Origin of the sequence: Gudongella sp. DL1XJH-153, from assembly GCF_049310905.1 — a bacterium.
Classification (GTDB): Bacteria; Bacillota; Clostridia; order Tissierellales; family Tissierellaceae; genus Gudongella.
Map to the genome: position 1 here is coordinate 16,449 of NZ_JBMEMN010000001.1, position 14,145 is coordinate 30,593.

The 14,145-nt window shown below is 38.3% G+C and carries 10 protein-coding genes and 1 other RNA gene; 1 reads left to right on the forward strand and 10 read right to left on the reverse strand.

Features of this window, described 5'->3' with window-relative positions; translation table 11 throughout:
• Position 1: 1 nt before the first annotated feature.
• Positions 2–2,185 (reverse strand): catalase/peroxidase HPI, encoded by a 2,184-nt coding sequence (katG, locus tag ACOEN1_RS00080; protein WP_422484297.1) that lies wholly within the window; start codon positions 2,183–2,185, stop codon positions 2–4.
• A gap of 520 nt (positions 2,186–2,705) precedes the next feature.
• Between katG and ACOEN1_RS00085 the strand changes: the two genes are divergently transcribed.
• Positions 2,706–4,337, forward strand: coding sequence for a hypothetical protein (locus tag ACOEN1_RS00085; RefSeq protein ID WP_422484299.1), 1,632 nt, complete (start codon positions 2,706–2,708; stop codon positions 4,335–4,337).
• 251 nt (positions 4,338–4,588) lie between these two features.
• Here the strand turns inward: ACOEN1_RS00085 and ssrA are convergent.
• From ssrA to ACOEN1_RS00130, 9 genes are all read right to left on the reverse strand, one after another.
• Positions 4,589–4,939: a transfer-messenger RNA gene (ssrA, locus tag ACOEN1_RS00090) on the reverse strand.
• 56 nt (positions 4,940–4,995) lie between these two features.
• Complete coding sequence (gene smpB, locus ACOEN1_RS00095) at positions 4,996–5,460, reverse strand: SsrA-binding protein SmpB (RefSeq protein ID WP_422484300.1); 465 nt, start codon at positions 5,458–5,460, stop codon at positions 4,996–4,998.
• 45 nt (positions 5,461–5,505) lie between these two features.
• Complete coding sequence (gene rnr / locus ACOEN1_RS00100; RefSeq protein WP_422484302.1) at positions 5,506–7,653, reverse strand: ribonuclease R; 2,148 nt, start codon at positions 7,651–7,653, stop codon at positions 5,506–5,508.
• Positions 7,654–7,726: 73 nt separating this feature from the next.
• Positions 7,727–8,896, reverse strand: a complete 1,170-nt coding sequence (locus tag ACOEN1_RS00105) for a D-alanine--D-alanine ligase family protein (protein ID WP_422484304.1) — start codon at positions 8,894–8,896, stop codon at positions 7,727–7,729.
• Between the two features lie 17 nt (positions 8,897–8,913).
• Entirely contained in the window at positions 8,914–10,428 is a 1,515-nt protein-coding gene (locus ACOEN1_RS00110; RefSeq protein ID WP_422484305.1) for a UDP-N-acetylmuramoyl-tripeptide--D-alanyl-D-alanine ligase, read from the reverse strand.
• A gap of 30 nt (positions 10,429–10,458) precedes the next feature.
• Positions 10,459–11,235, reverse strand: coding sequence for an alpha/beta fold hydrolase (locus ACOEN1_RS00115; RefSeq protein WP_422484306.1), 777 nt, complete (start codon positions 11,233–11,235; stop codon positions 10,459–10,461).
• 112 nt (positions 11,236–11,347) lie between these two features.
• Entirely contained in the window at positions 11,348–13,348 is a 2,001-nt protein-coding gene (locus tag ACOEN1_RS00120) for a sodium-translocating pyrophosphatase (RefSeq protein ID WP_422484308.1), read from the reverse strand.
• A gap of 16 nt (positions 13,349–13,364) precedes the next feature.
• Entirely contained in the window at positions 13,365–13,592 is a 228-nt protein-coding gene (secG, locus tag ACOEN1_RS00125; protein ID WP_422484310.1) for a preprotein translocase subunit SecG, read from the reverse strand.
• A 120-nt stretch (positions 13,593–13,712) separates the two neighbouring features.
• Entirely contained in the window at positions 13,713–14,141 is a 429-nt protein-coding gene (locus tag ACOEN1_RS00130; protein WP_422484312.1) for a Fur family transcriptional regulator, read from the reverse strand.
• Positions 14,142–14,145: the final 4 nt, after the last annotated feature.

Consider the following 14,145-nt stretch of genomic DNA (forward strand, 5'->3'; position numbering starts at 1 on the left):
CCTATTTAACATCGAAACGATCTGACATCATTACTTTATCCCAAGTTTTAATAAAATCATCTACAAACTTTTCCTGATTGTCATCGCTGGCATATACTTCACTAAATGCCCTTAGTTGTGCATGAGAACCAAAAATGAGATCCACTCTTGATGCCATCCACTTCCTTTCGTCGCTCCCACGATCAAAGCCTTCAAATGTGCTTTTTTGATCGTCCATTGGTTTCCAGGTGGTGCCCATATCCAAGAGATTTACAAAGAAGTCATTACTAAGTGTACCCGGTTTGTCTGTCAAAATCCCAAATGGAGCATTACCATAATTTGTACCTAGTACACGCATGCCGCCAAGCAATACAGTCATTTCCGGTGCTGTAAGTTTCAACAGTTGCGCCTTATCTATCAGAAGATCTTCAGGACAAGGGTTTTTGGGGTTCTTCGCGTAATTGATAAAGCCATCTGCCTTTGGTTCAAGAAGTCCCATAGCTGCTACATCTGTTTCCTCTTGTGTAGCATCTGTTCTGCCAGCCACAAAAGGCACTTTTTTATTGTAACCACCTTTTTCTGCAGCCAATTCTATTGCAGCACAACCACCCAAAACAATAAGGTCCGCCATTGATACTTTTTTTTCTCCATTATCTGCATCGAAATTTTCTTTAATCTGTTTCAATGCTGCAATCACTTTTTCCAATTCTTCCGGTTGATTGACAATCCAACTCCTTTGGGGCTCAAGTAGAATTCGTGCACCGTTGGCACCACCTCTATAATCAGAACCTCTAAAGGTTGATGCGGAAGCCCATGCTGTTCTGACCAATTGGGATACACTTAATCCGCTGGATAATATCTCTTTTTTCAATAACTCGATATCGTTATCATCAATCATCTTGTAATCTGCTTCTGGTACAGGATCTTGCCATATAAGATCTTCTTTCGGGACTTCCGGTCCAAGATATCTTGATTTTGGACCCATATCCCTATGGGTCAACTTAAACCAGGCTCTGGCAAATGCATCTGCAAAAGCTTCAGGGTTTTCATGATAATATTTGGAAATCGGTTTATAAATTGGATCCATACGCAAAGAGAGGTCGGCTGTTGTCATGATCGGCGGTTGTTTATAGGTGCCCTGTGCACTTGGGATGTTATGAGCCTCCGGATCTGAAGGTACCCATTGCCATGCTCCAGCAGGACTTTTCACCAAATTCCAGTCATGTCCAAATAAGGTATCGAAATAGTTCATATCCCATTCTGTTGGTGTGGAATTCCAAGGTCCTTCAATACCGCTTGAAATAGTACTGTCCCCTTTGCCGTCACCAAAACTGTTCTTCCAACCTAGTCCCATTTCTTCCAAATCAGCTGCTTCAGGTTCCGGTCCTACATGAGTCGGACTGGCTGCACCATGACATTTCCCAAAGGTATGACCCCCAGCAACCAAGGCTACAGTTTCTTCATCATTCATTGCCATACGTTCAAACGTATCTCTTACGTCTTTTCCTGATGCCACAGCATCAGGAACACCGTTAGGTCCTTCTGGGTTAACGTAGATCAGCCCCATCTGGACAGCCGCCAAGGGATTCTCCAAGTCTCTTTCGCCGGAATAACGTTTATCATCCAACCATTCCTGTTCCTTTCCCCAATAAACATCATCTTCAGACTCCCAGATATCTTCACGTCCACCACCGAATCCAAAAGTCTTGAAACCCATGGATTCCAAGGCACAATTACCTGTAAGAATAATCAGATCAGCCCAGGAGATGCTCTTACCGTATTTTTTCTTAATTGGCCAAAGCAACCTTCTAGCTTTATCCAGATTTATATTATCAGGCCAACTATTCAGAGGTGCAAATCTCTGGTTACCTGAACCCGAACCACCTCTTCCATCACCGGCTCTATAAGTTCCGGCACTGTGCCATGCCATACGGATAAACAATCCACCATAATGACCATAGTCTGCAGGCCACCAATCCTGTGAATCCGTCATCAGGTCATGTAAATCTTTTTTCAAAGCATAATAATCCAGCTTTTTGAATTCATTAGCGTAGCAAAAATCCTTTCCCATTGGATTGACTTTCTCTGAGTGCAGCTGCAGCACTTTTAAATCCAACTGTTCCGGCCACCAATCCTTGTTGGTTGTTCCTTTGATCGGCCTAGTTCCGGTTGCTCCCGTTACCGGGCATCTTCCATGTTCACTCATAGCACATCTCCTTTCATTTCTTTTGAATGTTGTCTAAAATATCCCTGTTTTTTTAATAATCTGTTTTTTAATAATCTGTCCTTTTAGATAGCTCATAAGTCAAATAGCAAAAATGCTCCAATCCATGCAATCATTGTACATTATTATCCTATAAGCCATTATCAACGCCAATTAGTCAAACTTATTTATCAGCCTGAATATCCTAGCTTGTAATGAGTACTATATATGTCTGTCATATACCCTGAATACGCTATTCAAAACTCAAAACCTGAGTGCAAATGATTTAGCAAGTACCGTAAAATACGATATTCTCTCACTTCAATAACCTAATTCAAAACATCTCAATTCAACTATTCAAATGTCGCCAAAACTTTCACAATTGTTGGAACTCTTCCAATCTTTTACATCAAACTAAGTTTAAGTAAAATATCTTTTTCTAAAGCCATTTTGTGATATCATAATAAGGAAAGTAAGTCTGGTTTTATAATATTAGACTAGGTTGTATAAATTGGGGGATATCATGTTTAAAATCAAATCATATTTTAATCAATCCAACAAAGGACCCATGATCATTATCATTTTTATCTTACTATGTTTATATGGGTTTACTATGTCGAGATTCTTAGCCTCTGGACCTTCAGAGGGTTTTAGTCGTGAAGTTGAGATTGGTACAGTTAAGTCGGGAGAAAAAAACTATATAGATAGTCATGTAAGTACTTTAGTTCTATCGGATGCGGAAATACTCGTCACTGCAGTTGATCATCAACTAGTCAAGTTATATAAAGTATCTAGATTAGGAAAAGTCATTGAAGAAGATGTCCTTGATTTGAACTTATTTCATGCAAGAGAGATTTCAACCAGTATAGATCATGAAGGCATCCTTACAATTATGTACCTTGAAGACGATTTATATAAGGTCTTAATTGATTTAGATACCCTTGAATTTAAGCGGACAAGAATTGCAGAAGAAGTGAAATTTTTTTTGAGAAACGGTCAAACCATTGTATTTCAGCATGCTTCTGATCTTTATGGTATGAATGTTGAAGACCCTGGTAAAGTCATGCCATTACTGGCAGGTCCTATAAAATCATATTCGCTGGATCAAGACGAAAGCACAGGCATCTACCATTTGATGGCTACTATCAATAATGCCAATGAAGTGGATCTTGTTTATATTCAGTTCAATGAAGATTTAGAGATTGAAAAAAACTTTCTAATAGAAGAAGGCTCAACCAATACCCATTTAAAATTTATTCGAGATCTCCACGTAGAAGAGGACCTTGTAACCGGTATTTTTGTTTGGAAGGATCCCAGATATGGTGAAAACAATCTGACTGTTCACCGGTACGACATTCACACATCCAAAAAGCTAACAGATTACCGTCGAATATTTTCTATACATGACAGCCCACCTACAATCCTTGATGTAAAAGATGATCAAGTAAAAATATTAATTCAAGAAAGTGTACATTACGGTGTAAACTGCGTAGTGGTTCTTGTGTCTGAAGATCAAGAAACCCAAATTACACCGCTGACAAAAACAAAGAATTTAAGTCTAAGTTCAAGTTACTTTGAATTTGGTGAGGATCAGGGACTGGTATTTTTTGACTTAGTTGATAACAATAAAGTCATTTATTTTGCATCATCCAATCAAGACCTTGTTGAAAAGACAACAGAAGCTCTAACCATTAATCCCACTAGAATTATTGGTATGTTTCTTATGGCAGTGGTCTTAGCTGCATTATTCAGCACTGTTTATTATGTCTTGGCTGTTGGTGTTCTTCCTTTTCTATTGCTTATAATAATGAATAAGTTTTTACCGGATTTTAAAAACAAGGAATATGTTAAAAGTCTTGTGTGTGCAATCCTACACTTGGCGTTAAAGATATCACTTATCTATTATATTATTCACGTAATGGGGACATTTATTTTAAGGCCTCTCACGATAGGTAACGAACCTTATATTTATATATTTATGGTATTCACAAGTATAATTTCTTATTATTTGATGGTGCGTCACTATCGGTGGAACCGAGAATATGAGAGCACAATAACACTGTCTTATTTATATTTTTTATTCTATGAATACATTATTTTTACTTTAGTCGTATTTATTTATATTGTAACCTATATGGTCATTGGTAAAATTTAGCTGATTAAAAGACTCAACATATACTCTGCCATTTCCTTATCGTGAATTGTGAATGGCATAAAGGGTTTCTAGCTCACGGATGGCCTTCTTTCGATATTTGGCCACCATCGTTCTACTGATGTAAATCTTCTAGCTCGTGACATTTAAGTTCAGATATCTTCTACATAAATCTGCATAAAATTCTTCAAAAAATACTAAAAACCCACTGAAATCAGCGGGTTCTATTTTGTATCAAAATTTGGATGTTATAATGGTGGAGGCGGTGAGTGTCGAACTCACGTCCGAAAATCCTTCCACAAGAGCTTCTCCGAGCGCAGCCAGCAATTTAAGATTCCCCCGGCTCATCTCCTACTGACAGGATATGAGTTTCGGTAGCTTCATAAGTTCCGTTTCCAGCTCAAAGCTTTGCCGGACTCGGTTCCCCACTAAAATGACGATTCAATCCAGGTCGTGGGAATCCCGGTTAAATCGAGCGCCTAAATTAGGCTGCTAATGCGTAATTATCGTTTGCGTTTAATTAGTTTTGCCACTTTTTTCGTTGCTTGGCGACAACGGCTCGCTACTCCTGATTCCGTATTCCCGTCGAAACCAAATTCGCCCCCTCTTATTTGCTACATATGAATTATAACATATGTTCGACTTTCTGTCAATTACACCATTATTGGTATTTTTCGCTGGAATGCTGCTGTATTCTTCTTTCGGCGTCTTTTTTAGCCATGGTCTGTCTCTTATCAAACAACTTCTTACCTTTTGCAAGAGCAATCTCAACCTTGACACGACCATCCTTCAGATAAATGGAAAGTGGTACCAAGGTGAATCCCTTTTGCTGGGTTTCACCTATCAGTTTTCTAATCTCACGTCTGTGCAGAAGCAGTTTTCTCTTCCTCACAGGATCTACATTGTGAATGTTGCCTTGTTCATAAGGACTTATATGCATTCCTGTTATAAACACTTCTCCTCTTTCGATGGAAGCGTACGATTCCTTGATATTCACTTTGCCCAGTCTGATGGACTTTACTTCCGTTCCTTTAAGTACAATTCCAGCCTCAAAGGTATCCTCTATAAAGAATTCGTGTCTTGCTTTTTTATTAGATGCTATTAATTTTGTGCCTGTTTTCTTCATTAGTTTCATCCTTTAATAATTTTGTCGTAATTGAGTTTAGCAAATTTAATCCTCTGTGTCAACTTCCTCATTTATAAGCTGAAAGTCAATATTTTTTTTGCCGATATCAGCACCGATGACTTTTATTCTTACAGGATCACCCAATCTGTAGGCTTTCTTTGTTCTCTCTCCAACTATCATATAGTTGTCCTCATCAAAGAAGTAGAAATCATCAACCATATTACTGAAATGTACTAGTCCTTCTATTGTATTCTCAAGCTGTACAAATAATCCAAAGCTGGTCACTGAAGACACCAGGCCTTCGTATTCCTCGCCGATTCGCTCAGCCATATACTGGGCCTTCTTAAGATCGTCAACCTCTCTCTCGGCCTCCTCAGCCCTTCTCTCTGTCATTGAAGTATGCTCGGCTATTTCAGGCAGCAATCCTTCCAGCAGATTCAGTTTCTTTTCACTCAACTGTCCATGGAGTGAATCCTTTATAATCCTGTGTATTTGAAGATCTGGGTATCTTCTTATTGGTGATGTAAAGTGTGAATAGTACTGAGCTGCCAATCCAAAATGAATGCCTGGTTCAGCACTGTATATTGCTTTTTGCATGGTTCTTAAAAGTAATGTTGATATTACCGGTTCTTCTCTTTTTCCTTTGATTTCCTGAGTTAAAATTTGGAAATCCTTTGGATGAAGCTCCTTGCCCTTCATAGAGTATCCAAAATTATGAATGAACTTCTGAAAATCCTCTACTCTCTCACTTTTTGGCTCCTCGTGTATTCTGTAAAGGAAAGGAATTTCCTCCCAGAAAAATCTTTCTGCCACTGTCTCATTTGTTACAAGCATAAATTCTTCAATAAGTCTGTTGGCAATTCTTCTATCCCGCTTTCTTACATCAACGGGCTTTCCATCTTCATCCAGCTCAATATAGGTTTCAGGAAAATCAAAATCAATACTTCCTCTTTTATCTCTGTGTCTTCTAAGAATATCCATTAACTCTTTCATGAGGAATATGTCATCCGCCACTAATGCAAGCTTTTCTGCTGCTTTTTCATCTGTTCCTTCAAGAAGATCCGAAACATCATCATACACAAGCCTTGCCTTGCTATTAATTATTGATTCATGTATCTCATGGTAGACTACTTTTCCATTCTTGTCTATATCCATAAAAACAGTCATTGTCAATCTGTCTACATTAGGATTAAGTGAACATATTCCATTGCTCAGTTCATGTGGCAGCATTGGTATAACCCTATCAAGTAGATAGACAGAATTTCCTCTCTTCAGTGCTTCCTTGTCCAACTGGGTTCCTGGTCTTACATAATGAGTTACATCTGCGATGTGCACTCCAAGTCTGAATTTTCCGTTTTGTAGCTTTTCAATTGAAATTGCGTCATCCAAGTCCTTTGCATCTGCTCCATCTATTGTAAATATATTTAGTTCCCGTAAGTCTTTTCTGTTTCTGATCTCCTGATCATCGATTACTGATGGCACCTTAAGTGCATCCGCCCTCACCTCTTCAGGGAATTCTTCCGGCAGCTTAAACTGTCTTATAATTGACAATATATCAGTGCCCTTATCAGTCAGATACCCAAGTATTTCAATCACAGAACCCTCTGGATTTCTCCTGAACTCTGGCCATTTTTCGATTCCTACCACAACTTTTTGACCGTCCTTGGCTTTTAGTGTCTTTCCTTTAGGTATAAATATGTCATAAGCAATCTTGTGATTGTCAGGAATTACAAATCCAAAGTTTCCACTGTCTTCATAAGTACCTATTACTGACTCATTGGCTCGTTCAAGAACTCTTATTACTTCGCCTTCCTGCTTTCTTCCTTCTTGCTTTCTTCCTTCCTGTCTACCCTTTATCAGGTTGGCTACAACCTTGTCACCATGCATCGCTGTATTCATCGAATCAGCAGGTATAAAGATATCTTCCCCCGGTCTATCCTTTGATATTACAAATCCAAAGCCTTTTTCATTTCCTTCCAATCTTCCAATTACAAGAAACTCAGGATTGATAAGACCATATCTGTCATTTCTAGCCTTTAGTATTAGTCCTTCTTTTTCCATGTCATCCAATATCTTAAAGAAATCTTTTTGCTCCTTCTTTCCAATATTGAATCTGGCAGCAAGTTCTTCTTTGAGAAGCGGCTTGTATTTCTTGCTTTCCATCAGTTTTATAATCTCTTCCCGTAAAATCATCGCAAATCCCCCTTCTTTCAATACTTAGTATTTACCCTCTCTTTGAAAAAAAATGTAAGATATTTTAAATATCTTACATTTTACCTGTTTTCGCGCCAAATTGAGTTCTATTGAACAGATTTGAATCGTAAACATACATATTACTGTTCTTTTCTTTATGTGTTATCAGGGAAATTTCTATCATTCTATTTACCAATGCCTTGAAGTCATAGCCCCTGCCTTCCCATAGGTAAAATGCAATTGAACCTGGAAGAGTATTTATTTCATTTACAAATACCTTTCCACTCTTATCTATTAGGAAATCTATTCTTGCGTTTCCTCTTCCATCTATGACAGTAAATGCTTTTCGTGCCAGCTCTTCTATTTCCAATCTTGTTTTGTCCTCGAGATTAGCTGGTATTGCTCTGTTACATCCAGCGGAATCTGTAGTCTTTGAGTCCTTTCTTACATACTTATCCTCAAATGAAAGTATTTCACTCCAGCCTAGCGGTTCCTCACACTCTGAAACCTCTACTTCAAAATCATATCCCATTACTGCACAATTTATTTCTCTAGGTTCTTCAACAGCCTTCTCAACAATAATCTTTCTATCGTAGCTCGCCGCAATTTCAAGAGCTATCTCGAGCATTTCTCTATTTTTTGCTTTTGAAATACCAATACTTGAACCAAGATTTGAAGGTTTTACAAATACCGGGTATCCAAGTTTACTCTCAACTTCTTGAATTGATCCAATTTTATCGTTTTCCCACTGACTTCTGTAGAACCAAATATAATCAACCACTGGTATGCCATTGGCCTTGTAGACATCTTTCATTACAATCTTATCCATTCCAACTGATGATGCAAGAAGCCCTGCTCCAACGTATGGTTTGTTTACGAATTCCAACAAACCTTGTGAGGATCCATCTTCTCCATTAGTACCATGAAATGCCGGAAAAAAAACATCAACCGTCTCTATTATTTTCTTTCCAAACATCCCCATTTCCTCAGGATGTGTATAAAGGTTACCATCGTTGTGATTTGGAGATAACACTATTCTCTTGGCATCCTTGAAATCATTGTTCTTGTAGCTCTCAAAGCTAAGAAGTGATTTGCCCGTTAACCACTGACCTTCCTTGTTAATATAGATTGCCACAGGCTCATATTTGCTTCTGTCCAAATTTTCAATAATCTGCATTGCTGTTATTACTGAAACCTCGTGTTCAACACTTCTTCCTCCAAAAAGTATACCTACTTTTTTCATTGTGAGACCTCCTCTTGCTATTCACTGTAGTTATCTGGTAGATCATTTTCAAACAAAACAACATCCTTTGCTTTTGTTATTCTGCCTATCTGCTCTGTCGCCTCCTGTAAATTGTTTACAATAAATATGTTGGAAGGATTGAACAATGTATCCATAAGTCCCTTGTAAATCGGCTTTGTTCTCTGTTCTCCCACCAGAATAACAAAATCACATACTTTACCAATATTTACCCCAAATTCATGGTTTGCTGACTCTTCCATCTCACCTAACTCTATCATTCCAGGTGTAACAATTATTTTTCTTCCTTCCTTGAACTGTGAAAGGACATCTAGTGCTGCCTTTGTGCCAACTGGATTAGAATTAAAAGCATCGTCGATTATAATAACGCCGCTTGCTGATTCAATAAGATTTAAACGGTGTTCAATAGGCTCAACTTTTTCAATTCCCTTGCTGATTTCTTCCAATGTAAGGCCAAGTATCTTTGATGCACATGCCCCTGCCAAAAGATTATAGATATTGTGCTTTCCTAAAAGCCTTGTAGTACATCTGATACTGCTTCCTTCTTTATCTCTAAGAGTAAATTCAGAGCCATTTTCAGTGACTACTATATCCTCAGCATAGATATCCAACTTATCAACGTTCTCCAGACCATATAGCATCTTTTCCTTAAAGGTTTTATCAGCGAGTTTTCTAATGAATTCATTGTCGTAATTAAAAACTGCTACCCCGTCAGTCGGAAGCTCCTCAATCAATTCGTACTTTGTTTTCATGATATTATCTATATTCTTGAAAGTTTCTATGTGAACTGGTCCAATTGATGTAAGTATTCCAATTTTAGGTTGTGCAAGCTGTGCCACTTCCCTGATCTCTCCAATTTTTTTCGCACCCATTTCTGCAACAAAAACTTCGTGATCATCTTTTAGGTCGTTGTTTATTACTTTGGATAATCCCATAGGAGTATTATATGACTCAGGTGTGTTCAACACACTGAACTTCTGGGATAGAATTGTCCCTACAATAAACTTTGTACTCGTTTTACCAAAACTTCCAGTAATCCCTACAACACTAAGATCCTCTCTTGTCTTGATTTTATTTTGAGCAGATCTATAGAATCCCATGTTAATATTATCCTCAATTGGCTTCATTATCATTGCTGCTCCAGCAATAATAATAGGTTGATAGTAATATACCCCAGCAATTCCTATCAGGAGAAAGACTCCTCCAACAATTGTATTGTTTGTAATTGTGTAGATCAATAAGCCAGGCAATGCAATAATTACAGCTGACAATATGAAATTAGCCCGATTTAACCTTGTTGCTCTCTGTGTCATAACCAGTGGCTTCTTTATTGTCATTTCCTCTTTGGAAAGACTATATGCTCTCTTCTTATTCATTGACAACCACTTCAAATAGTGGTCAGCCAGATAACCTTCCAGCTGCACCATGTGAAGAAATTCCTTTGTTCTCTTGCTCATTATCTGTACTGAGACAACTGATATTACTAGAAATATAATGATAATCATTAAACTCATTGTTATCCTCCAAATTTATTTGCCAAATACTTATTCGGCTTCAGGTTTGAAAAAGGCTTCCATCACTCTTATGAATCTATTGTAGTCATCCAGATAGGAGTAATGTCCTGCACCTTCAAATACTACAAGACCGCTATCCTTGATTTCCTTTTCCATTATTTCCGCCATATATAGCGGTGTATCCTCGTCTTGGTCGCCCCATATAAGCAAAGTCGGTGCTTTAATGTCTCTGAGAATCGGCTTCAAGTTTTCGTTGACAACTCTTACAAGAATTTTTCTCATTACTCCTGAACTGTTCTGATAATCATCGGAACCAAATCTCTTGTAGAGTTTCTCCATCCTCTTCTCTTTATTTTCCCAAAATGCAAGAGTATTGTATAATTTCTTAAGAAGCTTGAAGCTCTTAACCCTGATGTGATATTTTAATGTCCTCTTAGGTGTAATGCCTGCACTGTCTATAAGCACAACCTTATTTATCAGTTCAGGATACTTTGACGAAATGATTATGGATAGCTTTCCTCCGAAGGAATGTCCTACCAGCGAAAGTTTTCCAGGTATAAGTATGTCGATGAATTCTTTTACAATATCTGCATAACAAAAGGAACCGAATACCTCTTTTGGCTCCTCCGATTTCCCGAAACCAGGTAGATCCATAGCATACACAGTATGATTTTCCTTTAAGGTGTTAACAATAGGCATTACTGTTTCTATACTAGCTCCCCAGCCGTGAAGGACAAGTACAGGATCACCTGAACCAGCTCTTATGTAGTTGATTATAATTCCTTCAATCTCAAGATTGTTTTCCATTCTATTCCATCCTTATTTTTTTCTGTGTCACAACTTAAAATTATATCATATCCAGCAAGATTTATACAGTATTTAAGACAAGAAAAAACCCTCCATAAGGAGGGCTATAAATCTAGAACAATATTCCACCGTATAGTACAAACAACTGTGCAAATACAAGTGATACAATTGTCATAAGTTTTATAAGGATATTCAATGAAGGACCTGATGTATCTTTGAATGGGTCACCAACTGTGTCTCCAGTTACAGCAGCCTTATGAGCTTCGCTTCCTTTTCCACCGTGATTGCCTTCTTCAATGTACTTCTTGGCATTGTCCCATGCTCCTCCGGCATTTGACATAAAGATAGCCATAAGTACTCCTGTTACAAGTGCTCCTGCCAAAAGTCCTCCAAGAGCTTCTGCTCCAAGTAGCAGTCCTACAAATACAGGTACTATTACTGCCAGCAGACCTGGAATAATCATTTCCTTCAATGCTGCCTTGGTACTTATATCTACACAAGTTGCATATTCAGGGGTTGTAGTTCCCTCCATAATACCAGGTATATCTCTGAATTGTCTTCTAACTTCTTCAATCATACTGAAAGCCGCCTTACCAACAGCATCCATTGTAAGTGCTGCGAAAAGGAATGGTAGCATTCCACCAATTAAAAGTCCTGCAATAACAACTGGCTTTGTAAGGTCAATTGCTGTAAGTTGAACAGCTTGTGTGTAGGATGAGAAAAGAGCCAAAGCAGTAAGTGCTGCTGATCCGATTGCAAATCCTTTTCCTATTGCTGCAGTTGTATTACCTACTGAGTCAAGCTTATCAGTAATTTTTCTAACATCTTCCGGTAATTTACACATTTCTGCAATTCCACCAGCATTGTCTGCAATTGGTCCGTAAGCGTCAACGGCTATTGTCATTCCTGCTGTTGAAAGCATTCCTACAGCCGCAAGAGCTATACCGTAAAGTCCTTTTACCGGCTCTGCTGCACCACCTGATGCATAGTATGCAACTAATATACCTATTGCTATTACAATTATTGGGAGTGATGTAGACATCATCCCCACTGAAAGTCCACCTATTATATTTGTTGATGCTCCTGTCTCAGATTCCTTCGCAATCCTCTTTACAGGGCTATACTCAGCTGATGTAAAGTACTCAGTGATCTTAGCGATTGTTAGTCCTACTACAAGACCTGCAATGATTGCGATAAATGGTTGAAATGTTCCAAGTATAACAATACTCAATACTGCTCCAATTACCATTGTCAAAAGTGAGCTTACAAGAGTTCCCTTATCAAGTGATTTTTGTGGGTCTCCGTCACCTCTAACAAAAAATACCCCAACAATTGACGCAAGAATTCCAACTGCTGCAAGACCGAAAGCAAAGAAAACTCCATTGTCTCCGTATGCAATTAGACCAAGTGTAACTGCTGATATTATTGCTCCAACGTATGACTCGAAAAGGTCTGCTCCCATTCCTGCTACGTCTCCCACGTTATCTCCAACGTTGTCAGCGATTACTGCAGGGTTTCTCGGGTCATCCTCTGGAATTCCAGCTTCGACCTTACCTACAAGGTCCGCTCCTACATCTGCTGCCTTGGTATAAATACCGCCACCAACTCTTGCAAATAATGCGATTGATGATGCTCCTAATCCGAATCCGGTTATTATTGCTGGATCTCTAAAAACAATATATGATACCCCAATACCTAAAAGCCCAAGTCCTACAACGCTCATTCCCATTACTGACCCACCTGAGAATGCTACGTTTAGAGCCTTTGTCATTCCACTTTCCATTGCTGCATTAGTTGTTCTAACGTTAGCCTTTGTTGCAACCCTCATACCGAAGAATCCTGCCATTATAGAAAATGCTGCTCCAAATATAAAAGTGATGGCAGTTGTAAGACCAATTAGAAGTGCGAGTACTATAAACAGTACGACAATAAAAACACCCAGGGCTTTATACATTCTTGACAAGAATGCCATTGAACCTTCCTGAATGTATGCTGCGATTTCCTGCATCCTGTCGTTTCCAGGACTAACCTTATCAATAGATGATGCTTTGTACAAAGCAAACAACAAAGCAACCACTCCTACGATTGGAGCGGCATATAAAGCAATACTCATTTTATCTTCCTCCTTGTTATATCGCTGCCAAAGCAACAGCTGAAATCATAAATACTACTGCGGACACAATAGTTACCTTCCTAAGCATTGCCTGTCGGCTTGTTCCAACGCTTTTTCCAAACGTTGAATCAGCACCACCACCGCTGATGGCTCCCAATCCTTCTGATTTACTTTCTTGCATAAGAATACTCGCTACAAGGATAATGCTAGCTATTAGCATTAAAACTGAGAACAAAGTCGTCATACCTACACCTCCTGTACATTTAAAAATATTTAATATTCAAGTCTATAACATTACCATTTTAACATAGGCAAATATTAAAAGCAATGGAATTTGAGTTTATCCATAATTATCTTTTACAGTTTACTTCCTTTGACAGTCAGGGCATATTCCCTTGATTTCAAGGTGATGCTCAATGATTTTAAATCCAGTGCTTTCTCCCAGATATTTTTCATAACCTTCAAGTGGGCATCCCTTTATCGGAATTATCTTGTTACACTTAACACACACCAGATGATGTCTGTGATCCATGTGATTTATCTCATAGGTAGACTTTCCCTCAATGTTTATACTGGATTTTTGAACAAGGCCTTTTTTTGTAAATGTATCCAATACTCTGTAAACAGTTGAGAGATTCATTCTTGTCTTCTCTTTTTTTGATAATACCATATAGATTTCTTCAGCAGTTATAGGCTGACTTTTTTTACTTAGGAAATCGAATATCAGCTGCCTTTGCTGAGTATTTTTTATACCCCTTGATTTGAATAGTTCTCTTATTTTTTCACTGCTCATTCCA